The organism is Pseudomonas sp. TH34, assembly GCF_016650865.1.
In the GTDB taxonomy this organism is placed as follows: domain Bacteria; phylum Pseudomonadota; class Gammaproteobacteria; order Pseudomonadales; family Pseudomonadaceae; genus Aquipseudomonas; species Aquipseudomonas yamanorum.
Genome location: NZ_JAEKFB010000026.1, coordinates 49,539 through 75,528 on the forward strand (window position 1 = coordinate 49,539; position 25,990 = coordinate 75,528).

Consider the following 25,990-nt stretch of genomic DNA (forward strand, 5'->3'; position numbering starts at 1 on the left):
TGTATCCATGACAATTTTTTGATTGTCTCAATGGTGAATCATAGGATGCGGGAGACGCAACTTATCCTTATCGAGCCAACCCCCATGGAACGCACCACGCACCTCAACACCCAGGAACACAACCCCAGCGGCTGGATCAATGGCTTGATCGGCGTGGTGATCTTCAGCGGATCGCTGCCCGCCACACGCCTGGCGGTGCTGGAGTTTGATCCGGTGTTTCTGACCGTCGCCCGCGCCACCATCGCCGCCCTGCTGGGCCTGTGCCTGCTGTGGCTGTTCAAGGAAAAACGCCCGGCCCGTTCCCAGTTGTTGCCCTTGGCAATCGTCGCACTGGGCGTGGTGATCGGCTTCCCGCTACTCACCGCCCTGGCGTTGCAGTACGTCACCAGCGCCCACTCCATCGTGTTTGTCGGCTTGCTGCCGCTGGCTACCGCGGTGTTCGGTGTATTGTTGCGTGGCGGCGAGCGGCCCAAGCCGGTGTTCTGGCTGTTTTCGATTCTGGGCAGCCTGCTGGTGGTGGGCTACGCCATCGCCCAGGGCCTGAGCGCCGCGCCCGCCGGGGATTTGCTGATGCTGCTGGCGATACTGGTGTGCGGCCTGGGTTATGCCGAAGGCGCCAAGCTGTCGCGCACCCTGGGTGGCTGGCAGGTAATCTGCTGGGCACTGGTGATCTCGCTGCCGATTGTGGCGCCTCTGACGGCGATCCTCGCCCCTGCCTCCTTCGTGAACATCAGCCTGCCGGCCTGGCTGAGCCTGGCCTATGTGTCGCTGTTCAGCATGCTGATCGGGTTTGTGTTCTGGTACCGCGGGCTGGCCCAGGGCGGCATCGCCGCCGTCGGGCAATTGCAGTTGCTGCAACCGTTTTTCGGCCTGGCACTGGCCGCCACACTGCTGCATGAACCGGTGAGCCTGGGCATGCTGGTGGTGACGTTTGCGGTGATTGCGTGTGTGGCGGGGGCCAGGAAATTCGCCCGTTAAGGGATTCTCCTGAGCATCAATAGCGCGATAAACAGCCCGCCGGCCACCCCGACACTGATCATCAAGCCATGGGGGCTGACATAGGACACCGTCGCCCCCGCGGCAATCGGCCCGAGCACACTGCCCAGGGTGTAGAACAGCGCAATCGCAGTCATGGCGGTAGACACCTGATGCTCGGCCACCCGGTCCCCTGCTTCGATCACCGCCAGGGTGTTCATCCCGCCGATCGCGCCGCCCCATACAAAGACGATCAACGTCGACAGCCACGGCAGCCCTTGGCTGAATGGAATCGCCAGGGTGCCCAACAGCACCACCAGGCCACAGATCAGCTGACCGGTCTTGTAGGAGCTTTTGTCGGCCATCCAGCCAATGGGCAGTTGCAGCACGGTGCCGCCAATGCCGAAGACCGAAATCAACAACGTCGCCGCCGTGAGTACATAGCCCGCCGAGAGGCTGTAGGCGCCGAGGAAGGACACCGAAGAAGCCTCCGAGAACCCGGCGATAAACGCGCCACACAACGCCACCGGGATCACACTGAACAGTTTCCCGTGACGTTTCTCCACCGGCGTTTTTGGCCGCGAGTCATGCGCCTTCAAGCTCAGTGCCAGCCCGCCAGACAACAGCACGATGGCGGCGCAGGCGTAATAGGGAATCCCACTGTCGACGCCGAACACCACCAGCAGCAATGGCCCGACGGCAATCCCCAGGCCCATCAGGGTTTCGTGCACACCAATGGCCCGACCGCGCTCGCTGTCGGTGGCCACGGAGACGATCCAGGTATCACAGGCGATCCAGCGCAGAATCAACCCGATACCCAGCACAAAGTTCAGGGCGAACAGCAGCGTCAGTGATTGGGTCAGCGTCATGCCGATCAACCCCAACACGGTCAGCACAACACTGAGAAGATTGGCCTTGACCAGCCCCAGGTGCCCCAGCAACCGCGGGACGACCTTGTACAGCAGCAGGATCGCGATCCAAGAGGCACTGACAATCACCCCGATTTTCGCCGGGTCCACGCCCTTCTGCTCCAGGGACAGCGACAGCAACGGCGTGATGGTGCCGATTTGCACAATCTGGGACAGCACCGACAGGGTGTTGATGCGGGTCAAGGCCAGCCAGCGTTGCCTGTCGCTGTAAGCAATATCGTCCATGACGTTACCGACCGTTATTCAGAGCCGCCAGAATCTCAGCTCTCAGCGCTCAGGCGCAACCATCTTGAACTTGATGACAATCCCATTGGACACCACGCTGTCCGCCCACTCCCCCGCGCCGATCTTGAAGTCGTCGCGCTTGAGCACGAATTCACCGTCGAACACGCCAATGCCGCTCTGCTCCTTGAGCGCCACCTTGACCTCCACCGGCCGGGTCTGGCCCTTGAGGGTCAGGTCGCCGCTGAACAGGTAGCGGTTGCCGCCCAGGTCTGTGATGTGGGTCGAGGTAAAGGTGCCCACCGGGTAAGTCGTCATGTCGAACCAGCCGGGCTTGGGCAGTTCGGTGTTGGCGTCGTCGCTGCCGGCATTGATGCTCGGCAGCTGGATGGTCAGTACGGTGCTGGCGGCGGCCGGGTTTTGCGTGTCGAAATTCAGGGTCGCCGAATAGCTGCCAAACGTGCCGTACACCTGCTGGCCCATCTGGTCATAGGTGAAGCTGAGGGTGCTGGCCGCCGGATTCACGTCGGTGTATTCAACCGCATACGCGTTGGACAAGGTGCCGAGGGTAAGGAAGGCCGCTAGCAATCGAGGTTTCATGGGATTCTCAATCGGGAATGAACACGCTGTGCACTGCTAACAGCGTAGGTGCTGGATTTATTCACGTGCCTGGCATTAGGCTCGTACCCCGACGGAACTCAAACAATAAGGAGCCACGATGCCCGCGCTTTCCCTGCAAGACACCACCGCCCCCGAAGGCGTCTGTTATGGCTGCGGCAGCCGCAACCCCCACGGCCTGCACATCAAGAGCCGCTGGGACGCCGACGGTATCCACGTGATCGCCGAGCACCAGCCGGACGCCCAATACTGCGGCTGGCCAGACCTGGTCTACGGCGGCTTGATCGCGATGCTGGTGGACTGTCACTCGAACTGGACCGCCATGGCCTACCACTACCGGGCCGAGCAACGCGAACCCGGCAGCCTGCCGCGTATCGACTGCGTGACCGGCAACCTGGGGATCAAATTCATCAAGCCGACACCGATGGGCGTACCGCTGACCTTGCGCGCGAAAGTCGAAGGTGACGTGGGCCGCAAGAGCCGCGTGGTGTGCGAGGTGTACGCCGATGGCGTGCTGACGGCCATTGGCGATTCGGTCTTCGTGCGGGTCGACACCGGGCAATTGGCAGCCGCCGCCCATGGCCGGGAAGCCTGATACTGGTCTACATTCAGTCCCACTGCTAATCGAGGACGCTACCGATGACTCGTCTGACCGCCAAAGATTTCGCCCCTGAACTGCTGGAGCTTTACGACGGCTACGCCCACGGCAAGATCAACCGCCGGGAATTTCTCGACCGAGCGGCGCTGTTCACCTTTGGCGGGCTGACGGCCTCGGCGCTGCTCGCCGCCCTGAGCCCCAACTACGCGCTGGCCGAGCAGGTGAAATTCACCGACCCGGATATCGTCGCCGACTACATCACCTACCCGTCACCCAAGGGCAACGGCACGGTGCGCGGCTACCTGGTGCGCCCGGCCAAGGCCAGCGGCAAGGTGCCGGCGGTGGTGGTGGTGCATGAGAACCGTGGGCTGAACCCGTATATCGAAGACGTCGCCCGTCGGTTGGCCAAGGCCGGATTCATTGCCCTGGCACCGGATGGCTTGACCTCCGTTGGCGGTTATCCCGGCAACGATGAGAAAGGTGTGGAGCTGCAGCAGAAAGTCGATCCCGAGAAGCTGATGAACGACTTTTTCGCGGCCATCGAATGGTTGATGCACCACGATGCAAGCACTGGCAAGGTGGGGATCACCGGGTTCTGTTATGGCGGCGGCGTGACGAATGCGGCGGCGGTGGCTTATCCGGAGTTGAGTGCGGCGGTGTCGTTTTACGGGCGTCAGCCTGAGGCCAAGGACGTGCCACGGATCAAGGCACCGATCATGTTGCATTACGGTGAGCTGGATACACGGATCAATGAGGGCTGGCCGGCGTATGAGAAGGCGTTGAAGGCAGCCGGCACGACGTACGAGGCGTTTATCTACAAAGGCGCCAATCACGGGTTTCACAATGATTCGACGCCAAGGTATGACGAGGCGGCGGCGAATCTGGCGTGGGAGCGGACCTTGGGTTGGTTTAAAAAGTATCTGGTCTGAACACACCCTGTCGGGGGGCTGGCACGCCAGCCCCCCTGCTACTCAAGGCTGCAAACGTCGCACCCGCCAGCCTGTATCGCTGCGGTCATACCGCAACCGCTCATGCAGCCGTTCCTGCCCATTCCCCCAAAACTCCAGGGATTCCAGTCGCAACTCAAATACACAATACCCCTCGGGACGCGGCAGCGGGCCTTGAACATCAGCCAGCTCCCTGGCGGCATCGCGCATGGCCTGCACATCTTCCAGCTCTTCACTCTGGCGCGACACCGACGACATCGGATGCGTGGCATACGGGCGCTTGAGCCACGCCTCATCCGCCTTGGCATCCGGCAAGCGCACGGCCTGGCCATTGAGGATGATCTGCTGACTGGTTTCGCGCCAATACAGCACACCCGAAGCCCAGGGGTTGTGGGTCAGTTCACGGCCTTTCTGGCTGCCGGCATGGGTGCTGAACAGCAACCCCGTGTCACTGATCTCACTGATGACCACGATCCGTGTCGAGGGCCGGCCCTGGCTGTCGGCGGTGGCCAGCGCCAGCGCCTTGGGTTCGCGGATGCCCACCCGTCGTGCACGCTCCAGCCAGTTGCGCAGCACGCCGATGGGGTCGGCGGGCAGGGTCTGGTACTCGGGGAACGGGGCATCCAGCGTGCCGGTGAGGGATTCCGACATGCCTTTACCCAACAGCGGTTTGCCTTGTACTGAACTGTTCATAAAACGATGGTCCCCCGTCCGAACGTGACGCCATTCCCCGATACTTCGACGCGCGTCAGTTGATCGGCGCGGCCCTCCGCCCTGGCAAACATCAGTGAAGGGCGGCCGATTTCCACGCCCTGCAAAATCTCCACCTGCTGGCCGAACTCGACCTGGCCATGGCGCGCCAGGTGAATCGCCAGTGGCCCGGCAGCGGAGCCGGTGGCCGCATCCTCGACCACACCGTAAGCCGGTGAGAACATCCGGCTGCGCCAGCGCCGTCCCGCGCCGGCAAAACAGTTGATGGCCATGTCGTGGAAGCTGGACAGCGCACGATGGTCTGGGTGCAGGGCCGACAAGGCCTCGATACTCGGCAGACCAACAAACACATGGCGCGGGCCGTTGTGATAGATCTCGATGGGAAAGGTCGATTCACTGATGCCCAAGGCCTTGAGCAATTCGGCGTCGCGGCCCAGGGCCGTCCAGGTCGGTATCGGCTGGTCCATGCTGGCGGCGATCACGCTGCCGTTCTGGCGCTCCAGTTCAAAAGCGATGGTGCCCATCTGGGTTTCCAGGTACAGCCGGTGATTATCGGTGTGCGCGCCCAGGGCAATGGCCGTACCCAGTAACGGATGGCCGGCAAAGGGCAGTTCGTTGACCGGGGTGAAAATCCGGATCAGCGCATCACCACCGTTACGTGGCTTGAGCACGAAGGTGGTTTCCGACAGGTTCATCTCTCGGGCGATGCGTTGCATTTGCGCGGCCGGCAGATCATCGGCGTCAAAGAACACCGCGACCGGATTGCCTTCCAGCGGGACGCTGGCGAAGGCGTCGATAATGACGTACTTGTGCATGGTTATCTCCCGGCGGCCGAAACGCTGCTGTCGACAGGTGTATGGATGAGCGCGTGCCGCAGCAGGTCGGCGATGATGCGGGGGCCTTCCTGGGTCAGCAGCGACTCGGCATGAAACTGCATGGAGGCAAACGACGGCCCACGCAGGGCATGCACCTCGCCGGTCTCGCTGTCGCGACTGATCTCGACAGTACCGATGCCGTTGATGTCCAGGCGGTCACTTGAACTCTGGGCCGCGAAGGTGTTGTAGAAACCCACCCGCTCGGCGTTGCCGAACAGGTCGATTTGCTTTTGCACGCCCTGGTTGGGAATGGCCTTGCGTTGCAACTCCAGGCCCAGGCACAGGCTCAACACCTGATGACTCAGGCACACCGCAAGGAACGGCCGCTGCTGGCTGAGCAAGGAGCGGATGGCCACGTGCAAATGGTCGATTTTCGGCAGTTGGACATCGCTCGGGTTGCCAGGGCCAGGGCCCATGATCACCAGGTCGTAGCCGTCGAAACTGTACTCGTCACTGAAGCTGCACACCGTCACCACCAGGCCCAGGGCCCGCAACTGCTTGGCGATCATCGAGGTGAAGGTGTCTTCGGCGTCGACAATCAGCACCCGGCGCCCATTGAAGTCAGCCTGGGTCTGTTGCCGCTGCTGGCTGTCCATCAACCAGAAGTCCGAGACATAGGCATTGCGGCTGGCCAATGCGGCGCGCACTTGCAGATGGTTGCCAAAGCGCGAGGGTGCCTGGTTTTTCAGGGCGGCAATCAGGCCGGCGGCCTTGGCCCGGCTTTCAGCAGCTTCGGTCATCGGCTCGGAGTGACGCACGATGGTCGAGCCCACACTGATCCGCACCTGGCCGCGGTTGTCGATGTCGGCGGTGCGAATCAGGATCGCCGAGTCCAGGGAGCGCCCGCCTTTGCCATCGCTGCCGATCAACGCGGCCATGCCGCTGTAGTACGCCCGGCCTTGCGGCTCATAACGCTGGATCACCCGGCAGGCGCTTTCCAGCGGGCTGCCGGTGACGGTCGGGGCGAACAGGGTTTCCCTCAGGATTTCGCGCACATCGCGACGGGTCTTGCCTTCGATGAAGTACTCGGTGTGGGCCAGGTGCGTCATTTCCTTGAGGTAAGGACCGAGGACGTGGCCGCCATCCTCACAAATGCGCGCCATCATTTTCAGCTCTTCGTCGACCACCATGTACAGCTCATCGGCCTCCTTGCGGTCGGCCAGGAAGTCCATGACTTCCGTCAGGCTCGGGCCGGCAGGCGGGTAGCGGTAAGTGCCACTGATGGGGTTCATCACCGCCAGCCCATCCTTGACACTGATGTGGCGCTCGGGAGATGCCCCCACAAAGGTGCGGCTGCCGGTGTGGATGATAAACGTCCAATAGACCCCTTTCTCCCGCACCAGCAGATGACGAAAGAACGACAGCGCACTGGCCGGGCCGTACTCGCTGATCTCCGCCAGAAAGGTGCGTTTGATCACGAAGTTGGCGCCCTCCCCTGAGCCGATTTCATTGGCGATCACCCGGCTGACGATCTCGGCATAGCTTGCGTCGCTGAGGTCGAAGCGTTCGCTGTTCAACTGGATCGGCACGTTGGGCAGCAGCTCCAGCAACTGTTCGATGCCGATGGATTGCTGCTCGGTAATGTTCATCGCCAGCAGCGGTGACTGATCGTCCACCGCCTCGAAGCCGCGTTCGGCAATCTGGCGGTAGGGAATCAGCGTCAGTACATCCAGGCGAGGAGCGCCGATCGAGGGCACAGGCAAGTCGATATCGGCCAGGACCTGTGGCTCCGACATCTCGCCAATCAGCACATCCAGCAGCCCGGGGCCGCTGGATTCCGGACGATACAACAGGGCAAACGGCTCGGGCGCCGGTTGCAGGATGCGCTCCATGAGGCGGGCGGCGGCTTGGCTCATAGCACCACCTCGTCGGTGGTGATGACCATGGCACAGCGGCTGGCGGCGTATTCGATGGCCATCCAGTGGTGCTCCTTGCTGAAGTCGGCGATTGCGTCGGCAACGAGGAAGGGCTGGATGTCGTTGGAGTAGGCATCCACCGTGGAAATCAGTACACCGACATGGGCATACACCCCACACAGGATCAACTGGTCGCGCTCGGTGGCGCGCATGCGTTCCAGCAGGTCGGAGTGGAAAAACGCACTGTAGCGCCACTTGGTCAGCAACCAGTCACCGGGCTTGGGCGTCAGGGCGTCGACCACCTCGCGGTCGGTGGGGCTGGCCTTCATGCCGGGGCCCCAGAAGTCTTTGAGCAACCCGCGCTGCTCCTCGCTCATGCTGCCGGGCTGGGCGGTGTAGGCCACCGGCACGCCGTGGTCGACCGCCCACTGACGAATGCGCGCGGAATTACCCACGACGGCTTCACGCAAGGCATCCGGCAAAGGCCGCAGGAAGTAGCGCTGCATATCATGCACCAACAGCACGGCGCGCTCGGGGTCGATGCGCCATTGGGCGAGGTTGACGGGCAGGTCGCGAGAAGTAGGCAGGGCGTAAGGGACAATCGATGGAATGCCGGTCATGGCGACAAACTCCAGTCAAAGGGAAGCATGGGTGGAGGAAGGCAGGTTTTTCCAGGCCATCACCGCAGTAATGGCTTGCCAGGGGTTCAGGCGTGGGTCGCACAGGCTTTTGTAGTGGCTGGCAACCTGACTCAGGCCGGCGGCATCGGAGGCGCACTCGCTGACGTCATCGGGGGTGGTTTCCAGGTGCAGGCCGGCAGCCACGCCACCGGCCGAGGTCACGGCATGCTTGAAGGCGGCGATTTCCTCGGTGATGGTCTGCACCATGCGGGTCTTGTTGCCGCAGGGCGCGACGATGGTGTTGCCGTGCATCGGGTCGCTGAGCCAGATGATCTTGTGGCCAGCCAGGCGCACCGCTTCAACCAGCGGCGGCAGGCGATCGGCGACCTTGTGGGCGCCCATGCGGGCAATCAGGGTCAGCCGACCGGGTTCGCGCCTGGGGTCCAGGCGTTCGCACAGGCTCAGTATCTGGTCGTGGGTGATGTCCGGGCCGACCTTGCAGGCCACCGGGTTGAGCACTTCGCTGAGCAGGGCCACGTGAGCGCCGGTCAACTGACGGGTACGCTCGCCGATCCACGGCCAGTGGGTTGAACCGAGAAATACCCGGCCCTGTTCGTCCTGGCGCACTTGCGGCAATTCGTAGTCGAGCACCAGCATCTCATGGCTGGTCCAGGCGGGAGAGCCGCTGAGCTGTTCCTTGCCGGCCGGTTCTTTCCAGCCCAGGTGTTGCATGATGTCCTGCGCGGCGCGATAGCCGCGAACCAGGCGTTGCGCATCATGCTGGCGATGGCCGCAGACCGCCTCGCGGCCGTTGACCATGTCACCGCGATACACCGGCAACTCGACATCGCCGATGCGTTCGCTGTTGTTGGAACGCGGCTTGGCAAACTGCCCGGCAATCCGCCCTACCCGCACCACCGGTTGCTGGGTCACCAGCCGGAACGCTCCGGCGAGGATGTCCAGCACCGCAGCTTTGCGGGCCACATGGCCGGCAGCGCTTTCATCCATGTCCTCAGCGCAGTCACCGGACTGGATGATCATCGCTTCGCCGGCCGCGACCCTGGCCAAGGTGGCACGCAAGACCAGGATGTCTTCGACGCGAATCAGTGACGCGCTGTCCCTGAGGTAGGCCTGCGCGTCATGCAATTGTGAGGGTTCGCTCCATTGAGGCTGCTGGAACGCTTCACAACTTAGAACCCGTTTCAGTAAGTCTTCCATGATGCGATCACTCTCCCAAAGGATTACGTAGGAATGCCTTCACGCTTGATCTGCGGTACTGGAATGCCCAAGGCGCGCAGTTGTTGAAAGACGTTCATGAACTCGCGATTGCGTTTTACCTTGCCGTCTTCCAGCTCGAAAGAATGCAGGAAGTGGTTCTCGTAATACCCTTCCGGGTAACCCGGAAAGAGGATCTTGCCGTGACCATCGCACTCGACCCAAATATGATTGGGGTCATCGGTTTCAAATACTTTGACGTTGTACCACTCCCAATCCGGGAAGCACTTGAGCGACCAAACAGCATGTTCGGCCAACTTGGCTTTGCCACTGATGACAATGGGCGCGCCGGTATCCGTGGTCCATAAACCACCCGAGCCGTCTTCGGTAAACAATTCATGGCGGCGCAGGCGGTCCTGACCTTTGGTACGCATGTATTGCTCGACCGTGGCGCGGTTCTTGCGGCGAAGTTCAGTGGTGTCACTTGCGGTTAGTTGTCGCACGGCATTAGTAGGCATGTTCACTCTCCAATGTTCAGGGGCTTATGAGGCGGGAATACCTTCACGTTTGATTTTTGGCACGGGAATGCCCAGGCCGCGAAGTTGCTCGAAGGGGTTCATGAACTCACGGTTCTGCGTGATCTTGCCATTGTCCAGTTCGAAGGAATGGATGTAATGGTTTTCGCAATAACCTTCCGGATAACCGGGCACCCGGGTTTTGCCACGGCCGTCGCTTTCCACCCAGAAGTGGTTGGGGTTGTCGGTTTCAAACACCCGGACGTTATGAAACTGCCAGTCTGGAAAGCACTTTTCCAGCCATACTCCAAGGGCGGCGAGTTTGGCATGGCCCTTGAATACAAGGGGTTCGCCGGTTTCTGTGTTCCACGAGCCGCCACTGCCATTGGGAGTGAACAACTCATGACGCCGCAGGCGATCTTTGCCATGGGTTCGCATGTACTGCTCGACGGTGGCCCGATTTTTTCGGCGAAGTTCAAGCTGATCATTAAAGCCACTAGCGGAAAGCGAAGTAGGCATGGGCAGCGTTCTCCTTAGTTGAATTGATTTTTTGGAAATCAAGTAAATATTTAGTTAATTGCGTACGGCGGCATTTACAGATTTTAACTTTGCGCCTTCGTGGTTGTGTTGCGGGGTGTTGTTTATACACCTGCTTTTCTTGAGGTTGGAACTACCAGATCTTGTAGGGCTCGGGTGAAAATAAACGGACTGAGATTCGTCAGATGGACTGTTGCATTATTATGAATCGCAAGGCGCATTCGTCGACCGAGCGTCGGCAATGGCCAACCAGCATCGTCAGGCTATCAATGGCCTATGGCTAGTTAGTTGAGTTAGACATAAGAAATCTAGTGCTAGCGCGAAGGTGTCTATGACCGCGCAGTTTTGTGTGTTGACATGAGTTCAGGTTGGTCTAGTCTCACGACTCGTTTCCAACTTTTAAGGTGTTCAAAATGGAATTAGGACAGCTGTTGGGATGGGATGCGTATTTTTACAGTATCTTTGCGCAAACCATGAATATGCAGGAATTTACTGCTGTCGCGTTGCAGGCTTTACGTGAACTACGGTTTGATTTTTTTGCCTATGGCATGTGCAGCGCGACGCCGTTCATGCGCCCCAAGACCTATATGTACAGCAATTATCCCGAGGACTGGATACGGCGATATCAGGCAGCCAACTACGCGACGATCGACCCCACGGTGAAACACAGCAAAGTCTCGTCGGCCCCCATTTTGTGGAGCAATGAGCTATTCCGGAGTTGCCCGCACCTGTGGTCTGAAGCCAACGACTCGAATCTCTGCCACGGCCTGGCACAACCTTCATTCAGCACCCAGGGGCGCGTCGGGGTGTTGAGCCTGGCGCGCAAGGACAACGTCATCAGCCTTCAAGAGTTCGAAGCATTGAAGCCAGTGACCAAAGCGTTTGCCGCCGCAGCCCACGAGAAAATCTCCGAGCTGGAGAGTGACGTTCGTGTGTTCAACACGGATGTGGAATTCAGTGGGCGGGAGTGTGATGTGCTGCGCTGGACCGCAGACGGCAAGACCTCGGAGGAAATTGGCGTGATCATGGGCGTGTGCACCGACACCGTGAATTACCATCACCGCAACATCCAGCGCAAAATCGGCGCCAGCAACCGCGTGCAAGCCGTGTCTTACGCCGTTGCGCTGGGCTATATCTGAGGTTCGTCGATAATCGCCGAGTCGATCAAACGGACGACTCGGCGTGTTTCAAGCGGTCTGTTTCAATAATGCGCCGGACATGAAGGCTGACGGTGGGCAAGCACCGCGGTGGTGTTCACGGTGAGCCGAGAGTTTGATGGCGAGGATTTTTTCGTCTTCGTGCATGGTGACCGGCCCCAGTCGTTCGTAGTTGACCCCGTTGATTTTGTAATAGCGCTCCATCGTGCTGTTGACGATTCCGACTATGGCATCGGCGCCCGCCAGGCTGGCGATCTTGAGGCTTTTCCAGAACAACGGCATGGCCAATTGCGGTTCGCGGGTGGTGAAGCGTGTCATTTCCCAGATGGCCGGATGCTTGGGCGGTGTCCCTGCGCAGGTATGGCTGAAAACGCCCTCCAGCAGGTTGGGAAGTGTGGTGGGTATCAGGCGGGCGCAGCCGATGATTGCGCAGTGCTCGTTGAACGCCAGCACGTAGCGGGCGTGCTCGGTATCGTATTGATCCCATTCACAACCGGCCTGGTGCGGATGGACAGGCAGTCGCCATCCGAGTTTCTCGACGAATTGTTCGTGCCGAAAGCGGCCTAGCATGAGTTTAAGTTCGTCGCTCATTTCGCTCAGCGTGTGCTCTTCCATGTGCATGGCTGGGAGTTCCTTGGGGCTGGGGGAAGTGCGGTTTTTTATAGAGGACTTGGTCAGCCTTGGCACCTACAAGATCTTGTAGGGTGAGTTGGCATGACCTTCGCCGCTGAACGCCCGCCCGCTGATCAGCGTCTGGCCTGTTCCAGCGCGTACTGCCGGCAGTGGTTGAGATACCCTTCCTCATGGTTCCCCACCAACTGCACCACACTGGTCCATAACCACGACGGCGCATCCAGCTGCTTCGACCGGTTCTCCTGCAACACCGCCATCCAGTCCTTGCGCGTATCCCGGTCCATCTGCCGTGCATGCGCCACGCCGACCACCCGCGCCAGGTACCCGGCCGCGTGCATTGCATCAATCTCGCTCAACTCATCCAGTTCCAGCTTCATGTCCTGGGGCAACAACTCGCGGATAAAAAAACCGTGATCCAGAAACCGCGTCGCCAGCATCCGTTCCCCCAACGCCGGTGACAGGTGCCTGGCGCCCTCCACCACTCGCCGGCCATTATCCCGAGGCATCTTCGCCCGTGCCGCCCGCGGCGCTGCAGCCCCTACCGCTTCCTTGATATCGAGCAGGCAGTATTCCTGATCGTCCTGGTCCCCTACCCCCAACAACACCGCATACCGCAACAACCCGAGGGAGCTGCAACCCTTGACCCAGTACGCCGAGTCCAGCAGCTCAACCTCGTCATCGTTGGATCGGCCTTTGAGCGAAGTCACCAACCGGTGGATTTCATCCGAAGCGCACAACGTCTCAAGCGCTGACTTTTCCGCCCGGGACAACGACCAGAAATGCTTGCCCAACGGAATCGTCGGCCGGGTGTTTTCGATACGTTCGCGGGCCAGGTTCTTCCAGGTGCGCTCCACCGCACTGCGCATCCCGGCCTTGACCTGGGACGGACGCGGCGGTGCCTCGTCGGGCTTGTCCTTAAACGCCTGCGCGTAGCCCACCATCATCTCTTCAAGCATGCGGGCGGTGGTCACCCCCGGCAGGTCCGAACCCCGGGCAGCCGTAGCCAGGGACAGCGCCAGGCGCACCAGGTCATGGGCCGGGTTGCCGATCACTGCCTGGTCAAGGTCGCGGATATGCATGTCGATCCGGCCCTTGGTATCGCCCGTGGGCCCGAGGTTACCGGCGTGGCAGTCGCCGCAGATCCAGATCGCCGGCCCGTGGGGCAAGCGCCGCCCGCGCTGGCTGTGCAGCCACTCATAAAACTGAACCGTACTGCCCCGCACATAAGCGTGGGCGGAGCGCGCCATCTTCAGGTTGCGCAGTTGCGTGAGGTGGGGCATTCGCGAAGAGGGACGCGGAATTTTCATAGAGGTACTCGTCGTGGAGATACGGTAGAGGCTGGCCCGCGACAAATGTTTCATTTTGTTTCAGCGGATTTTATTAATAAGCCACACCAATCAATCCCACTGCAATCGGTCTTTCTATTCCTCCCGTCCCCAGGGCTAGCATCGGGTCAACTCGATGCAGCGAGTCACAACCCTAACTGCACACATCCCCAAACACTGCCGCCCTAACAAAAGAGATAAAGCAGATGAATGAAGTGATGAACACCGCACCCGCCAAGATCAACCTGGTCAAGGCCAGAGGTTCGCTGGTATGGGACGATCAGGGCAAGGAATACATCGACTGTACCGCCCAGGCCTGGTCAAACAACCTGGGGGCCAATGACCCTCGGGTGGTGGAAGCCGCCGTCGCGCAATTGCGCGAAATGACCCACATCCGCCCCAATTTTGGTTCACCGGCCCACACCCGGCTGGTGAAAAAGCTGCGGGAAGTCTCCCCGGGTTCCCTCAACCAAATGGGCTTCGCCCTGCATGGCAGCCTCGCCGGTGAAATGGCGATGAAACTGGCCTTCAAGAACCGCCCCGGCGCGCAAAACCTGCTGGTGCTGCAAGACGGCTACCATGGCCGCTCCCTGGCCACCCTCGGTGCCAGTTGGCCGCATCCGAACAACCCGTTCCTGGCAATTCAACCGCGCTTTACTCGCGTGCCGCATCCCAACCCGTACCGCACGCGCCTGGGCATGGATCCGGAAACCGAGTCGCAGCTGTGCCTCGGCCTGCTGGAAGAAACCATCCTCAAAGGCGTCGACGGTGGCGTGGCGGCGGTGATGATGGAACCGATCCAGGGCAATGGCGGGCACATCGAATTTCCCCGTTCCTACTACAAGGGCGTACGCGAGATCTGCGACCGCCTCGGCGTGTTGCTGATTTTTGATGAAGTGCAAACCGGTTTCGGGCGCATGGGCACTATGTTCGCTGCGGACTATTACGACGTGCTGCCCGACATCATCGTGTTCGGCAAAGGCGTCGGCGGCGGCTTCCCCTTGGCCGGGATCCTCGCCGACGACAAGCTCAAGTGGTTCGACGAAGGTGAAGAAGCCCTGACCTTCGGCCACTTCCCGGTCTCGCTGGCTGCCGGCTACGCCGCGGTGGAAGCCATCGTCGCCGACAACCTCTGCGAAAAAGCCCGGGACTCCGGCGACTACATCACCGCCCGCCTCAAGGAGATGCAAACCCGCCACCCGCTGATCGGCGACGTGCGCTGCCCCGGACTGATGGCGTCCATCGAACTGGTCAAGGACCGCACCACCAAGGAACCGGCCTGCCGGGAATCCCAGGAGGTGTATCGCCTTGGGGTGGAGCGCGGCGTATTGTTTGGCGAAAGCCGTTATGCCGGTTTGGGCAACCTGATCAAGGTCAAGCCTGCGCTGGATATCGAACGCCCGTTGCTGGCCAAGGCCCTCGACGTGCTGGACGAGGTGATCGGCATCATCGAGGAGCAACGGCCATGAGCACTTTCGTTGAAAACACCGTGACCGCCCCGCCGAATGCCCAGGCCCCGCTGTCCAGCGACGACGCCGACCTCGCCAGCCTCGGCTACGAGCAAAAAATGCACCGCACCATGAGCTCGTTCACCTCGTTTGCCCTGGCCTTTTCCATGGTCTCGATCAACACCGGCGTGGTCACGCTGTTCGCCGACCCGTTCAACCGCGTCGGGGGCATCGGCATCCTCCTGTGGCTGTTGGTGATCCCGCTGGTGTGCTGCATCGTCATGGTCTACTGCCACCTGGCCGGGCGCATTCCGCTCACCGGCTACGCCTACCAATGGTCCAGCCGGTTGGCGGGCAATCACTTCGGCTGGTTTACCGGCTGGGTGGCGTTCACCTCGTTTGTCGCCGGTACAGCCGCCACCTCGGCGGCCATCGGTACGGTGTTCGCACCGGAGATCTGGGCCAACCCGACACAGGGTCAGATCCAGGGCCTGAGCATCGGCGCCACGCTGGTGGTGGGCTTGCTGAATATCTGCGGGATTCGCCTGGCCACCCGGATCAATGACATCGGCGCGATCATCGAAATCATCGGCACGGTACTGCTGGCGATTGCGTTGTTCTTCGGGGTGTTTTTCTTCTTCGAGCACACCCAGGGCGTGGCGATCCTGACCTCCGCGCAACCAGTGAGCGGCGGCACGCTCAGCTTCACCACCATCGCGCTCGCCACCTTGCTGCCGGTCTCGGTGCTGCTGGGTTGGGAAGGCGCCGCCGACCTGTCCGAGGAAACCAAGGACCCACGCCGCGCCGCGCCCCGGGCGATGATTCGTGCGGTGCTGGTGTCCAGCGTATTGGGCTTCGTGGTGTTCGCCTTGCTGAGCATCGCGATCCCGGGCTCGGTCAGCGAACTGCTCAGCCACAGCGAAAACCCGGTGATCAATATCGTGCGCCTGCAACTGGGCAATGCCGCCGGCGTGGGCATGATCGTGATCGCTTTCGCCTCGATCCTCGCCTGCCTGATCGCCAACATGGCGGTGGCCACGCGCATGACCTTCGCCCTGTCCCGGGACAACATGCTGCCGGGCTCCAAGGTGCTGGCGAAGATCAACCCGCACTTCGGCACGCCGGTCGCCGCCATCGTGCTGATCACCGCCATCGCCGTGCTGCTGAACCTGGCGAGTGGCGGGTTTGTCACGGCGATCTACTCGATGGTCGGCCTGACCTACTACTGCACTTACCTGCTGACGCTGATTGCCGCGTACCTGGCCTATAAAAACGGCCGGATGCCGGGGGCGCCTGCGGGCGTGTTCAGCCTGGGCCGCTGGTTGCTGCCGATGATTATCCTCGGCGGCCTGTGGGCCATCGCGGTGATCCTGACCCTGAGCGTGCCGGAAGAAAGCCACACTGGCGCTATCACTACCGGGGTTACACTCGGCGTGGGCGTGTTGTGGTGGTTGTTTTCACTGCGCACGCGCCTTAACAATGGCACCGCCGGGCCGAGCGGCAAATTGCTCGACCACTAGCCGCTGATTGCAGCCAAAAGACAAAACCCCGAACACCGGGGTTTTGTCTTGTCACCTCCAAGGAGCTTCCCGATGTTTGAACAGGCCAGCTGGCTCAATCAACCCCAGCATTGGCGCCGAGAAGGCGAGCGACTCAAGGTCCGCACCGATGCCAGTACCGATTTCTGGCGTGAAACCCACTATGGTTTTGTGCGCGACAACGGGCATTTCCTGTTTGTTGAAACCGACGGCGACTTTACCGCCCAAGTCAAAATCCACAGTGAGTTTACCCACCTGTATGACCAGGCCGGGTTGATGGTGCGGGTGGATGAAGCGCATTGGGTGAAGATCGGTGCGGAACTGTCCGACGGTGTGACGCTGTTGAGCAGCGTATTGACTGATGGCGTGTCGGACTGGGCCACCGGGGTGTTCCCAGGGAATCCCGAAGCGTTCTGGATTCGCGTCACGGTGGCCAAGGGCGTGTTGCGTGTGCAGGTGTCGGTGGATGGCGTGAGCTGGCCGTTAGTGCGCCTGGCGCCGTTCCCCGTGGCTGCGTCGTATCAGGTGGGGCCTTATTGCTGCACGCCGGAACGTGGCGGGCTGGAGGTGGAGTTTTCCGAACTGCAGGTGGGTGCACCCAACGGCAAATCCCTGCATGACCTGTCCTGACTAACGCCGGCTGCTCGCCACTTCCATCGCCAACTCGGCAAAGTTGCGCGCCGCCACACTCGGTTGTGGCGGCAACGCCACTGCCACTTCACACATCGGCATATCGCTGATCACCGGGAACGCCAGGCCGGGCCTCGCATAAAAACGTGCAGTGGACAGCGCGGTGATACTGATCCCCCGCTCCGACGCCACCGCCTGCAACTCGGTCTCCACCGTCGAAGCTTCATGGACGATCCGCGCCGGCTGGCCATTGCGGTACGCGTCTGCGGTCCAGAAACTGCGCCACACACCCACCCCCGGCGCGGCAATAATCGGCTCTTCCAACACGTCGTAGATGCTTACGCTGCTCTCCCCGGCCAGCCGATGACTGGACGCCAGGCACGCCACGCAGGGTTCGGTCACCAGGGTGTGCAACTCGATGTCGGCCAGGCCCAGTGGCGGGCGCAGCACCGAGACATCCATGCCCTCGTCGATCCCGGCATGGGGCGAACCGAAGTCATACTCGCGCACCACCAATTCGATCTCCGGGTAGCGCTTGGCGAACACACTGAGGATCTGTGGCATCAGGTCCACACCGGCGCCGATCAGGAAACCAATATTCAAGGAACCGCGCACCCCGCGCGCATGTTCCTGGGCGGTGCGTACCAGGCGGCTTACGCCATTGACGATATCCCGCGCTTCTACCAGCAAGGCCAGGCCCGCCTCGGTCAATGCCACGTTGCGGGTGTTGCGTTGGAACAGTTGTACGTCCAGCAGCGCCTCAAACTGGCGGATAGTCTGGGACAGCGCCGGTTGCGAGACATGCAGGCGGGTCGCGGCACGCACGAAGCTGAGTTCCTCGGCCACCACCACGAAGGCCTTGAGTTGACGGATGTCCACGCCGGAAGTTTGCATTGCAGCCTCTTATGATCAGTGGGCAGACCGAGTGGGAGAATAACCTGTGGCGAGGGACTAGTTCATGGCGATCTCAAGCAACCACGCCTTGAACGCCAGCATCGCCGGTGTCTCGGCCCGGGACTGCAAGCGCGTCAGCCAATAACTGCCGGTGGTGATGCCCACCTCGAACGGCTGCCGGATCACATCCGTCGCCAACTGCCGGCTGAACATCATCGCCGGGGCCAGCGCCACCCCCGCCCCTTGCAGCGCTGCCTCCATCATCGCCAGGGACGAGTCGAAAACGATACTGCGCGGCACCAGCGTGTCAGCCGGCAACCCGGCGGCCTGGAACCACTGCGTCCACTCATCCGCGCGGTAGGACCGCAGCAACGTATGCTTCAACAGGTCCGCCGGGGTCTGCAATTGCCGGGCGAGTTGCGGCACGCACAACACCGTCAGCGGCGCCTCCAGCAATTGGCACGCCTCGGTGCCGTGCCATGCACCTGCACCAAAGCGAATCGCGTAATCCAGGCCTTCGGCCGCCACATCGACACGGTTGTTGTTGGTGGACAGGCGCAGGTCGATAAACGGGTAGCGCGCCTGGAAATCCGCAAGCCGCGGCAACAGCCAGCCCACCGCAAAGGTGCCCACCGCGCCCACCGTCAAGACTTCGCGGTAATGCCCGCCTTCAAACTGGCCTAAGGTTTGAGCAATGCGGTCGAAGGATTCCCGCAGCACCGGCAGCAAGGTCTCGCCCTCGCTGGTGAGCATCAGGCCCCGAGGCAGGCGTTTGAACAGCGTGATATTGAGCTGCGCCTCCAGGCTTTTCACCTGGTGACTGACCGCCGCCTGGGTGACGCACAACTCAATCGCCGCCCGGGTAAAACTCAAATGCCGTGCGGAAGCCTCGAAGGCCCGCAGTGCGTTGAGAGGCAAATGGGAACGGAGCATGGCTTGACCCTAATTTTTCTAATGGCTGTTGCGAGATATCATCGTTTGCCGCCGGATCACAAACTGCCTAAATTTGCGGCGCCTGCGCAGGCAACGGTATTCACCCGATCACCTTCATGGAAGTCACGTCATCATGTACACATCCATTTTCCCAACCGTGCGCAACACCACGATATTCGCCTTATTGCTCGGCGCCGGCAACTGCATGGCCGCCACCGATATTCGCCAGGTGGTCGACAGTACCGTCGAACCCCTGATGCAGCAACAGGACATCGCCGGCCTGTCGGTCGCGGTGATACAGAACGGCAAGGCGCAATACTTTAACTACGGCGTCGCCAACAAGGAGAGCAAGCAGCCCGTCACCGAAAACACCCTGTTTGAAATCGGCTCGCTGAGCAAGACCTTCACCGCCACCCTCGCCGGCTATGCCCTGGCCAACGGCAAGCTGAAACTGTCAGACCCGGCCAGCCAATACCTGCCGGCATTGCGCGGCGACAAGTTTGACCACATCAGCCTGCTCAACCTCGGCACCTATACTGCGGGTGGCTTGCCGCTGCAATTCCCCGAAGAGTCCGATAACACCGGCAAGATGATCAGCTATTACCAGCACTGGAAACCGGATTTCGCCCCCGGCACCCAACGCCTCTACTCCAACCCGAGTATCGGCCTGTTCGGCCACCTGGCAGCACAGAGCCTCAGCCAGCCGTTTGACCGCTTGATGGAGCAGACCCTGCTGCCGAAACTCGGCCTCAAGCACACCTTTATCACCGTGCCCAAGGCGCAAATGAACCTGTACGCCCAAGGTTACGACAAGGCCGGCAAACCAGTGCGCGTCGGCCCTGGCGCCCTCGACGCCGAAGCCTACGGCATCAAGACCAGCACCTCGGACCTGATTCAGTACGTTGAAGTGAACATGCACTCGGCGAAGCTGGAAAAGCCCCTGCAACAGGCGATTGCCGCGACCCACACCGGTTACTACACGGTGGATGGCATGACCCAGGGCCTCGGCTGGGAGATGTACCCCTACCCGATCACGCTGGATGCATTGACTGAAGGCAACTCGGCGCAAATGGCCTTCCAGCCCCACAAGGTCAGCTGGCTGACACCACCGCAAGCGCCCCATGCCGACACGCTGGTGAACAAGACTGGCGCCACCAGTGGCTTTGGCGCCTACGTGGCGTACGTGCCAAGCAAAGGCCTGGGGGTGGTGATCCTGGCGAACAAAAACTACCCGAATGCCGAACGGGTGAAAGTGGCCCATGCAATCTTGAGTGCGATGGATAAATAAATTCCTGCACACATCAAATGTGGGAGCGGGCTTGCCCGCGATGGAGGTGTATCAGTCGGCACCTGTGCTGGCTGACACTCCCTCATCGCGGGCAAGCCCGCTCCCACAGTGTTTTGTGGCGTGATTTGAGTTGTGCTTACATCCCCAACCAGTGCGGCAAGGCCAGGGAGATGAACGGCAGGTAGGTCACCATGATCAGGAACACCAGCAAAATCATCAGCCACGGCAACGCCGCGCGAATGGTCTGCCCCAGCGTCAGCCCGGTCACCGCCGAAGTCACAAACAGGTTCAGCCCCACCGGTGGATGCACCAGGCCAATCTCCATGTTGACCACCATCACAATCCCCAGGTGAATCGGGTCGATCCCCAGCTTCATCGCGATCGGGAAGAAGATCGGCGCCAGGATCAGCACGATCGCCGACGGCTCCATAAAGCTGCCCGCCACCAGCAACACCACGTTGACCATGATCAGGAAACCAATCGGCGTCAGGCCTTCGGAGATCACCCATGCGGTGATTTCCTGGGGGATTTGCTCCGTGGTCAGCACATGAGCAAAAAGCATGGCGTTGGCGATGATAAACATCAGCATGATCGCCAGGCGCCCGGACTCCAGCAGCACCTTGGGGCAATCCTTGATCTTCATGTCCTTGTAGACGAACAGCGCGACAAACGCCGAGTACACCGCCGCCACTGCCGCCGCTTCGGTCGGGGTGAACATGCCGCTGTAGATGCCGCCAAGGATGATCACCAATAGCAACAAGCCCCAGAACGCACGGCGGGCGCAGGTCAGCCACTCGCGAAAGGTCGCCCGTGGCTGGGCCGGTAGCTTCTTGATGCGCGCGACGATGTAGATCGCGACCATCAACATCAAGCCCAGCAGCAGGCCCGGAATCACCCCGGCCATAAACAGCTTGCCCACTGAGGTTTCAGTCGCCGCCGAGTACACCACCATCACGATCGACGGCGGAATCAGGATGCCCAGGGTGCCGGCGTTGCAGATGATCCCGGCGCCGAATTCCTTCGGATAACCCGAGCGCACCATGCCCGCCACGGCAATCGACCCCACCGCCGCCACCGTCGCCGGCGATGAGCCCGACAGCGCGGCAAACAGCATGCACGCCAACACCGCCGCAATCGCCAGCCCGCCACGGATATGCCCGACGCAGGCGTTGGCAAAGTCGATCAGCCGTTGCGCCACGCCGCCGGTGGTCATGAACGCACCCGACAACAGGAAGAACGGAATCGCCAGGAAGGTGTAGGCGTCCGAGGTTTCAAACAGCTTGATTGCCAGGGAACTCACCGAGTCCGGGCTGAACATCAGGATCGACACCGCGCCCGACAAACCCAGGGAGATCGCGATGGGCACACCGAGGAACATGAACACGAACAGCAGCAAAAACAGACACAGAACGGCCATCAGTGACGCTCCTCATGGCTGCCGGCCAACTTGCTGGCTTCACCGGCTTCGTCGGCCAGGCCCAGCCCGGTTTGGCGGTGGGTGAAGATGCGGTAGAAGATTTCCAGGTAGCGGATGAACACCAGGGCAAAGCCGATGGGCACGATCACCACGATGTCGTCGACATCGATGCCGAACTTGTCGAGGTCTTCGGCGCCGATGTGCGCGGTGGTGACCGCACTCAACCACTTGTAGCTGGCGACCATGAACAACCCGGCGTACGCCAGGCAGCACAGGCAAGCGAGCATGCCCAGCAGGCGCTGCACCCGGCGCGGCGTCAGCTTGACCAAGGCGTCCACGCCCAAGTGGCCGGCGGTGCGCACACCGTAGGAGATGCCGAAGAAAATCAGCCAGCCGAACATGGCCTTGGTCAGCGCCACGCTCCAGGTCATGTCCTGGGCCCAGCCCATGGTGTGATCACCCAGGGCGTTGAAGAATCCGCTGCTCCACGCCCACTTATCAGCGAGGGCAAAGAACAGGGTGTAGATGTTGTTGAGCATGACGTAGACAAAAGTCACCAGGGTCATGGCGGCCAGCAGGATGGCGATAAAGCCTTCCTCCAGGTGCTCCCAGACGCGCCTTAGCGTTTGCATGGCAAAACCTCGCGAAGCGGAGATAGGTATGTGCAAGGCTTGGAGGCGGGAACCGGATCAAACTGTGGGAGCGGGCTTGCTCGCGAATGCAGTCTTTCAGTTGATGCATTCGGCGACTGATACACCGCATTCGCGAGCAAGTCGAATCGTCGCACCGCCGCTCCCACATTTGATCTCGGTGCTCTCCAAATTACTGGTTCGACGCGTCGGCCGCCTTGATCAGGTCGACACCGATTTCACCTTCGAACTTCTGCCACACCGGGCGCATGGCTTCGCGCCACAGCTGGCGTTGCTCGGGGGTCAGTTCGATGATTTCGCTGGTCTTGGCGTCGATGATCTTCTGCTTGGCCGACTGGTTCAGCGCTTCGGCCTGCTTGTTCACCTCGACGGTGACTTCAACCATGATCTGGTCAAGGGTGGTGCGCACATCCGGCGGCAGGCCGTTCCAGAACTTGGCGTTGGTGATCACCATGTAGTCGATCAGGCCATGATTGGACTCGGTGAAGTACTTCTGCACCTCGTTGACCTTCTGGCTTTCATAGTTCGACCAGGTGTTCTCGGTGCCGTTGACGGTGCCGGTCTGCAAGCCTTGGTACACCTCAGCGAAGCTCATCTTGCGCGGGTTGGCGCGGATCGCCTTGAACTGCTCTTCCAGCACGCTGGAGGCCTGCACCCGGAACTTCAGGCCACGGGCATCCTTGGGCTCACGCAATGCCTTGTTCGCCGACAGTTGCTTGAGGCCGTTGTGCCAATAGGCCAGGCCGAGGATGTTCTTGTCTTGCATGGAGGTGAGCAGCGCCTTGCCCTGGGCGGCCTGGAAGCGGTCGACCGCCGCCAGGTCGTTGAACAGGAATGGCAGGTCGTAGATCTGTACTTGTTTGGTGTACTGCTCAAACTTGGCCAGGGATGGCGCCAGCATCTGCACGTCGCCCAGCAGCAGCGCTTCCATTTCCTTGCCGTCGCCGAACAGTGAAGAGTTCGGGTACACCTCGACTTTCACCCGGCCGGGCAAGCGTTCTTCAGCGAGCTTCTTGAACAGCAACGCGCCCTGGCCTTTTGGGGTGTTTTCCGCGACGACGTGGGCGAACTTGATCACAATGGGGTCGGCCGCCTGGGCCAGGCCCGCGGCAAACAAGGTAGCGGCGCAGAACAGCGCCCGAGAAAGCTTGAGCATGGAAAATCACCTTCTTATTGTTGTGTTATAGGGCAAGGTGCCTGATGTCACGCGTATAGAGAATTTCGAATTTTAGATACCTGCGTTCGGCGTGGACGAACGCCGACCTTGCAAACAGTAGAGAACCAATGTGGGAGCGGGCTTGCTCGCGAAAGCGGTGTGCCAGTCACCGGATGCACTGGCTGACCCACCGCTTTCGCGAGCAAGCCCGCTCCCACATTTCTACGGTTGCGCGGCTAATAATCGTTGGGCCCGCAGCAACACCGGTGCATCCACCATTTGCCCATCCAGTTGATAGGCCCCGGCCCCATGGGCACCGGCTTCCACCACCCGTTTGGCCCACGCCAAATCTTCGGCGCTGGGGGCCAACGCCTGGTGAATCACCGCCACTTGCCTGGGATGGATACACAGCGCGCCGGCAAAGCCCATTTCATAGGCATGCCGAATCGAGCGGCGCAGGCCTTCAGGGTCGTCGATGGCCGGGTGCACGCCGTCCAGTGGCGCCACCAGCCCGGCGGCGCGGGAGTGCACGATCAAGGCGAGGCGGGCCTGGTCCAGGGCAAATTGCGCGGCCGGGGAGCCGCTGCTCAGGTTCAAGTCCAGCGCCAGGTCCAGGCCGCCGAATGACAAGCGCTCCACCAACGGTGCATGGGCGATTTCCGCCACCGCCAGCAAGCCCCGCGCACTCTCGATGATCGGCCAGATGGCTTTGCCCGTTGCCGCCACTACGGCCACCTGGGCCGCGCTTTCAACCTTGGGCAGCAACACCCCCGCCACCCCGGCATGGGCCTGACAGAACGCCACATCGGCAAAATGCTCGGGGTGCTCCGGCGCATTGATCCGCACCCACACCCGCGCATCCGGCGTCGCCTGCAAAAACACCCCGAGGTTGTCCCGTGCCTGACGCTTGAGCGGCTCTTCCACCGCGTCTTCAAAATCCACAATCACCGCATCGGCGCCACTGGCCAAGGCCTTGGTAAAACGTTCCGGCCGGCTGCCCGGTACGAACAGCGCAGAGCGCACAAGAGAAGTTGGCATCACTCAATTCCTTATCAGATAACGCCGCGTGCACGCAGGCTGTCGATGGCTTCAGCGGAGTAACCCAACTGGTCGAGAATCCCCTGGCTGTGCTGCCCCAGTCCCGGCACCGCGTCCATGCGCGGGGTAAACGCCGCATTGCGCGCCGGTGGCAGCAACGACGGCAACTTGCCCGCCGGGCTGTCGACTTCGCGCCAACTGTCGCGGGCCTTCAGTTGCGGGTGGTCCCACACGCCTTGCATATCGTTGACCCGGGCGCTGGCGATTTGCGCGTCTTCCAGGCGCTGGATCACGGCGTCGGCACTCATCTGCGCGAAGCGGTCGACGATGATCTGACGCAGCACGTCGCGGTTTTCCGAGCGCTTGAAGTTGGCCGAGAAACGCTCATCGGTGGCCAGCTCCGGCGTGAGCAGCACCTTGCCGCAGAACGCCGCCCATTCCCGTTCGTTCTGCAAACCCAGCATCACCGTGCCGCCGTCGCCGGTGGGAAACGGACCATAGGGGTAAATCGTCGAATGCGCCGCACCCGCGCGCGGTGGCTGGGGCGCGCCGTCGAAGGCGTAATACATCGGGTAGCCCATCCACTCCACCAGGCTTTCCAGCATGCTGACGTCGATGCGACTGCCCTGCCCGGTTTTGCCCCGCAGCAGCAGCGCCGAGAGGATGCCGCTGTAGGCATACATCCCGGCGGAGATATCGGCGATGGAACAGCCGGCCTTGGCCATCTGGTCCTCACCCGGGCCGCCGGTGACCGAGAGAAAGCCGCCTTCACTCTGGATCAGCAGGTCGTAGGCTTTCTTTTTCTCGTAAGGTCCGCCTTCGCCATAGCCAGAGATGTCGCAGACGATCAGCCGCGGGAAGCGCTCATGCAGCGCCTCGAATGACAAACCCATGCGCGCCGCAGCGCCCGGTGCCAGGTTCTGCACCAGCACGTCGGCGTCGGCCAGCAGGGTTTCCAGGATGTCCCCGGCATCATCGTGTTTGAGGTCCAGGGTCAGGCTTTCCTTGGAGCGGTTGGTCCACACGAAATGCGACGCCAGGCCGCGCACGCGCTCATCGTAGCCTCGGGCAAAGTCACCGGCGCCCGGGCGTTCGATCTTGATCACACGGGCGCCCAGGTCGGCCAACTGGCGGGTGCAGAACGGTGCGGCAATCGCGTGTTCCAGGCTGACGACGGTGATGCCGTCCAACGGTCGTTGATTAGCAGTCATGACGATTCCTTAAAGCCAGTGAGCCAGGGACGTGGCGTTGCGCAGATCCCAGAC

At 61.3% G+C, this 25,990-nt stretch carries 26 protein-coding genes; 8 read left to right on the plus strand and 18 right to left on the minus strand.

Annotated elements, in window-relative coordinates; genetic code table 11:
• Positions 1–84: 84 nt before the first annotated feature.
• Positions 85–978 (plus strand): DMT family transporter, encoded by an 894-nt coding sequence (locus JFU58_RS20635; protein WP_201142000.1) that lies wholly within the window; start codon positions 85–87, stop codon positions 976–978.
• Here JFU58_RS20635 and JFU58_RS20640 read toward each other — a convergent pair.
• Positions 975–2,129: an MFS transporter gene (locus tag JFU58_RS20640; RefSeq protein WP_201142002.1), complete on the minus strand. Its 1,155-nt coding sequence runs from the start codon at positions 2,127–2,129 to the stop codon at positions 975–977. The two genes, JFU58_RS20635 and JFU58_RS20640, sit on opposite strands and share 4 nt — an antisense overlap.
• Before the next feature lie 42 nt (positions 2,130–2,171).
• Positions 2,172–2,726, minus strand: a complete 555-nt coding sequence (locus JFU58_RS20645; RefSeq protein WP_201142004.1) for a YceI family protein — start codon at positions 2,724–2,726, stop codon at positions 2,172–2,174.
• A gap of 118 nt (positions 2,727–2,844) precedes the next feature.
• On the opposite strand from JFU58_RS20645, the gene JFU58_RS20650 reads away from it, so the two are divergent.
• Positions 2,845–3,339, plus strand: a complete 495-nt coding sequence (locus tag JFU58_RS20650; RefSeq protein WP_063029646.1) for a PaaI family thioesterase — start codon at positions 2,845–2,847, stop codon at positions 3,337–3,339.
• Between the two features lie 44 nt (positions 3,340–3,383).
• The gene (gene yghX / locus JFU58_RS20655) at positions 3,384–4,271 is read left to right on the plus strand and encodes a YghX family hydrolase (RefSeq protein ID WP_201142006.1); all 888 of its coding nucleotides are present in this window, start codon (positions 3,384–3,386) and stop codon (positions 4,269–4,271) included.
• A gap of 42 nt (positions 4,272–4,313) precedes the next feature.
• Here the strand turns inward: yghX and phzG are convergent, their stop codons facing one another.
• The 7 genes from phzG to JFU58_RS20690 are packed head-to-tail and all read right to left on the minus strand — an operon-like array spanning position 4,314 to position 10,600.
• Positions 4,314–4,982 (minus strand): phenazine biosynthesis FMN-dependent oxidase PhzG, encoded by a 669-nt coding sequence (gene phzG / locus JFU58_RS20660; protein ID WP_201142008.1) that lies wholly within the window; start codon positions 4,980–4,982, stop codon positions 4,314–4,316.
• Positions 4,979–5,815 (minus strand): PhzF family phenazine biosynthesis protein, encoded by an 837-nt coding sequence (locus JFU58_RS20665; RefSeq protein ID WP_063029640.1) that lies wholly within the window; start codon positions 5,813–5,815, stop codon positions 4,979–4,981. The genes phzG and JFU58_RS20665 overlap by 4 nt, the downstream gene beginning before the upstream one ends.
• Positions 5,816–5,817: 2 nt before the next feature.
• Positions 5,818–7,707 carry an anthranilate synthase family protein gene (locus JFU58_RS20670; RefSeq protein ID WP_446739985.1) on the minus strand — a complete coding sequence of 630 codons (1,890 nt, stop codon included), beginning with the start codon at positions 7,705–7,707 and terminating at the stop codon, positions 5,818–5,820.
• 20 nt (positions 7,708–7,727) lie between these two features.
• Positions 7,728–8,351 carry an isochorismatase family protein gene (locus tag JFU58_RS20675; protein WP_093209460.1) on the minus strand — a complete coding sequence of 208 codons (624 nt, stop codon included), beginning with the start codon at positions 8,349–8,351 and terminating at the stop codon, positions 7,728–7,730.
• 15 nt (positions 8,352–8,366) lie between these two features.
• Positions 8,367–9,569 (minus strand): 3-deoxy-7-phosphoheptulonate synthase, encoded by a 1,203-nt coding sequence (locus JFU58_RS20680; protein ID WP_201142012.1) that lies wholly within the window; start codon positions 9,567–9,569, stop codon positions 8,367–8,369.
• A 23-nt stretch (positions 9,570–9,592) separates the two neighbouring features.
• The gene (locus JFU58_RS20685; RefSeq protein WP_063029632.1) at positions 9,593–10,084 is read right to left on the minus strand and encodes a PhzA/PhzB family protein; all 492 of its coding nucleotides are present in this window, start codon (positions 10,082–10,084) and stop codon (positions 9,593–9,595) included.
• A gap of 24 nt (positions 10,085–10,108) precedes the next feature.
• Positions 10,109–10,600 (minus strand): PhzA/PhzB family protein, encoded by a 492-nt coding sequence (locus tag JFU58_RS20690; RefSeq protein WP_063029630.1) that lies wholly within the window; start codon positions 10,598–10,600, stop codon positions 10,109–10,111.
• 431 nt (positions 10,601–11,031) lie between these two features.
• Between JFU58_RS20690 and JFU58_RS20695 the strand changes: the two genes are divergently transcribed.
• The gene (locus tag JFU58_RS20695) at positions 11,032–11,757 is read left to right on the plus strand and encodes an autoinducer binding domain-containing protein (protein WP_063029628.1); all 726 of its coding nucleotides are present in this window, start codon (positions 11,032–11,034) and stop codon (positions 11,755–11,757) included.
• Between the two features lie 48 nt (positions 11,758–11,805).
• Here JFU58_RS20695 and JFU58_RS20700 read toward each other — a convergent pair whose 3' ends face one another.
• Together JFU58_RS20700 and JFU58_RS20705 are read right to left on the minus strand one after the other, a co-directional pair.
• Positions 11,806–12,396 carry an acyl-homoserine-lactone synthase gene (locus tag JFU58_RS20700; protein WP_063029626.1) on the minus strand — a complete coding sequence of 197 codons (591 nt, stop codon included), beginning with the start codon at positions 12,394–12,396 and terminating at the stop codon, positions 11,806–11,808.
• A 125-nt stretch (positions 12,397–12,521) separates the two neighbouring features.
• The gene (locus tag JFU58_RS20705; protein WP_063029623.1) at positions 12,522–13,715 is read right to left on the minus strand and encodes a DUF2252 family protein; all 1,194 of its coding nucleotides are present in this window, start codon (positions 13,713–13,715) and stop codon (positions 12,522–12,524) included.
• 224 nt (positions 13,716–13,939) lie between these two features.
• Between JFU58_RS20705 and JFU58_RS20710 the strand changes: the two genes are divergently transcribed.
• From JFU58_RS20710 to JFU58_RS20720, 3 genes are all read left to right on the plus strand, one after another.
• Positions 13,940–15,202, plus strand: coding sequence for an aspartate aminotransferase family protein (locus tag JFU58_RS20710; RefSeq protein WP_177071525.1), 1,263 nt, complete (start codon positions 13,940–13,942; stop codon positions 15,200–15,202).
• Positions 15,199–16,701: an APC family permease gene (locus JFU58_RS20715; protein ID WP_063029619.1), complete on the plus strand. Its 1,503-nt coding sequence runs from the start codon at positions 15,199–15,201 to the stop codon at positions 16,699–16,701. Before JFU58_RS20710 ends, JFU58_RS20715 begins: the two co-directional genes overlap by 4 nt.
• Before the next feature lie 72 nt (positions 16,702–16,773).
• Positions 16,774–17,349, plus strand: a complete 576-nt coding sequence (locus JFU58_RS20720) for a DUF1349 domain-containing protein (RefSeq protein ID WP_093209449.1) — start codon at positions 16,774–16,776, stop codon at positions 17,347–17,349.
• Here JFU58_RS20720 and JFU58_RS20725 read toward each other — a convergent pair whose 3' ends face one another.
• Positions 17,350–18,243, minus strand: coding sequence for a LysR family transcriptional regulator (locus tag JFU58_RS20725; protein WP_063029615.1), 894 nt, complete (start codon positions 18,241–18,243; stop codon positions 17,350–17,352). It abuts the gene before it with no gap.
• 57 nt (positions 18,244–18,300) lie between these two features.
• Complete coding sequence (locus tag JFU58_RS20730; protein WP_093209446.1) at positions 18,301–19,176, minus strand: LysR family transcriptional regulator; 876 nt, start codon at positions 19,174–19,176, stop codon at positions 18,301–18,303.
• A gap of 133 nt (positions 19,177–19,309) precedes the next feature.
• Between JFU58_RS20730 and ampC the strand changes: the two genes are divergently transcribed.
• Positions 19,310–20,464, plus strand: a complete 1,155-nt coding sequence (gene ampC, locus JFU58_RS20735) for a class C beta-lactamase (protein WP_201142014.1) — start codon at positions 19,310–19,312, stop codon at positions 20,462–20,464.
• 136 nt (positions 20,465–20,600) lie between these two features.
• On the opposite strand, the gene dctM is transcribed toward ampC, so the two are convergent.
• The 5 genes from dctM to JFU58_RS20760 all read right to left on the minus strand — a co-directional run bounded on the left by dctM (position 20,601) and on the right by JFU58_RS20760 (position 25,936).
• Entirely contained in the window at positions 20,601–21,881 is a 1,281-nt protein-coding gene (gene dctM / locus JFU58_RS20740; protein WP_010169752.1) for a C4-dicarboxylate TRAP transporter large permease protein DctM, read from the minus strand.
• Positions 21,881–22,513 (minus strand): TRAP transporter small permease, encoded by a 633-nt coding sequence (locus JFU58_RS20745; RefSeq protein ID WP_003215060.1) that lies wholly within the window; start codon positions 22,511–22,513, stop codon positions 21,881–21,883. Before JFU58_RS20745 ends, dctM begins: the two co-directional genes overlap by 1 nt.
• A 190-nt stretch (positions 22,514–22,703) precedes the next feature.
• Positions 22,704–23,687, minus strand: coding sequence for a TRAP transporter substrate-binding protein (locus tag JFU58_RS20750; RefSeq protein ID WP_177026121.1), 984 nt, complete (start codon positions 23,685–23,687; stop codon positions 22,704–22,706).
• Between the two features lie 222 nt (positions 23,688–23,909).
• Positions 23,910–24,725, minus strand: a complete 816-nt coding sequence (locus tag JFU58_RS20755) for an HpcH/HpaI aldolase/citrate lyase family protein (RefSeq protein ID WP_201142016.1) — start codon at positions 24,723–24,725, stop codon at positions 23,910–23,912.
• A gap of 14 nt (positions 24,726–24,739) precedes the next feature.
• Positions 24,740–25,936 (minus strand): CaiB/BaiF CoA transferase family protein, encoded by a 1,197-nt coding sequence (locus JFU58_RS20760; protein ID WP_201142018.1) that lies wholly within the window; start codon positions 25,934–25,936, stop codon positions 24,740–24,742.
• Positions 25,937–25,990: the final 54 nt, after the last annotated feature.

What these genes read in the sequence shown, in the direction of transcription:
- JFU58_RS20640 (WP_201142002.1), bottom strand. Translation starts at nt 2,129, where the DNA reads ATGGACGATATTGCTTACAGCGACAGGCAACGCTGGCTGGCCTTGACC.
- JFU58_RS20715 (WP_063029619.1), top strand. Translation starts at nt 15,199, where the DNA reads ATGAGCACTTTCGTTGAAAACACCGTGACCGCCCCGCCGAATGCCCAG.
- JFU58_RS20665 (WP_063029640.1), bottom strand. Translation starts at nt 5,815, where the DNA reads ATGCACAAGTACGTCATTATCGACGCCTTCGCCAGCGTCCCGCTGGAA.
- JFU58_RS20685 (WP_063029632.1), bottom strand. Translation starts at nt 10,084, where the DNA reads ATGCCTACTAATGCCGTGCGACAACTAACCGCAAGTGACACCACTGAA.
- JFU58_RS20680 (WP_201142012.1), bottom strand. Translation starts at nt 9,569, where the DNA reads ATGGAAGACTTACTGAAACGGGTTCTAAGTTGTGAAGCGTTCCAGCAG.
- JFU58_RS20635 (WP_201142000.1), top strand. Translation starts at nt 85, where the DNA reads ATGGAACGCACCACGCACCTCAACACCCAGGAACACAACCCCAGCGGC.
- JFU58_RS20750 (WP_177026121.1), bottom strand. Translation starts at nt 23,687, where the DNA reads ATGCTCAAGCTTTCTCGGGCGCTGTTCTGCGCCGCTACCTTGTTTGCC.
- JFU58_RS20760 (WP_201142018.1), bottom strand. Translation starts at nt 25,936, where the DNA reads ATGACTGCTAATCAACGACCGTTGGACGGCATCACCGTCGTCAGCCTG.
- JFU58_RS20690 (WP_063029630.1), bottom strand. Translation starts at nt 10,600, where the DNA reads ATGCCTACTTCGCTTTCCGCTAGTGGCTTTAATGATCAGCTTGAACTT.
- ampC (WP_201142014.1), top strand. Translation starts at nt 19,310, where the DNA reads ATGTACACATCCATTTTCCCAACCGTGCGCAACACCACGATATTCGCC.
- JFU58_RS20725 (WP_063029615.1), bottom strand. Translation starts at nt 18,243, where the DNA reads ATGCAAACTTCCGGCGTGGACATCCGTCAACTCAAGGCCTTCGTGGTG.
- JFU58_RS20650 (WP_063029646.1), top strand. Translation starts at nt 2,845, where the DNA reads ATGCCCGCGCTTTCCCTGCAAGACACCACCGCCCCCGAAGGCGTCTGT.
- JFU58_RS20755 (WP_201142016.1), bottom strand. Translation starts at nt 24,725, where the DNA reads ATGCCAACTTCTCTTGTGCGCTCTGCGCTGTTCGTACCGGGCAGCCGG.
- JFU58_RS20730 (WP_093209446.1), bottom strand. Translation starts at nt 19,176, where the DNA reads ATGCTCCGTTCCCATTTGCCTCTCAACGCACTGCGGGCCTTCGAGGCT.
- JFU58_RS20645 (WP_201142004.1), bottom strand. Translation starts at nt 2,726, where the DNA reads ATGAAACCTCGATTGCTAGCGGCCTTCCTTACCCTCGGCACCTTGTCC.
- JFU58_RS20705 (WP_063029623.1), bottom strand. Translation starts at nt 13,715, where the DNA reads ATGAAAATTCCGCGTCCCTCTTCGCGAATGCCCCACCTCACGCAACTG.
- JFU58_RS20745 (WP_003215060.1), bottom strand. Translation starts at nt 22,513, where the DNA reads ATGCAAACGCTAAGGCGCGTCTGGGAGCACCTGGAGGAAGGCTTTATC.
- JFU58_RS20670 (WP_446739985.1), bottom strand. Translation starts at nt 7,707, where the DNA reads ATGGAGCGCATCCTGCAACCGGCGCCCGAGCCGTTTGCCCTGTTGTAT.
- yghX (WP_201142006.1), top strand. Translation starts at nt 3,384, where the DNA reads ATGACTCGTCTGACCGCCAAAGATTTCGCCCCTGAACTGCTGGAGCTT.
- dctM (WP_010169752.1), bottom strand. Translation starts at nt 21,881, where the DNA reads ATGGCCGTTCTGTGTCTGTTTTTGCTGCTGTTCGTGTTCATGTTCCTC.
- JFU58_RS20710 (WP_177071525.1), top strand. Translation starts at nt 13,940, where the DNA reads ATGAATGAAGTGATGAACACCGCACCCGCCAAGATCAACCTGGTCAAG.
- JFU58_RS20695 (WP_063029628.1), top strand. Translation starts at nt 11,032, where the DNA reads ATGGAATTAGGACAGCTGTTGGGATGGGATGCGTATTTTTACAGTATC.
- phzG (WP_201142008.1), bottom strand. Translation starts at nt 4,982, where the DNA reads ATGAACAGTTCAGTACAAGGCAAACCGCTGTTGGGTAAAGGCATGTCG.
- JFU58_RS20675 (WP_093209460.1), bottom strand. Translation starts at nt 8,351, where the DNA reads ATGACCGGCATTCCATCGATTGTCCCTTACGCCCTGCCTACTTCTCGC.
- JFU58_RS20720 (WP_093209449.1), top strand. Translation starts at nt 16,774, where the DNA reads ATGTTTGAACAGGCCAGCTGGCTCAATCAACCCCAGCATTGGCGCCGA.
- JFU58_RS20700 (WP_063029626.1), bottom strand. Translation starts at nt 12,396, where the DNA reads ATGCACATGGAAGAGCACACGCTGAGCGAAATGAGCGACGAACTTAAA.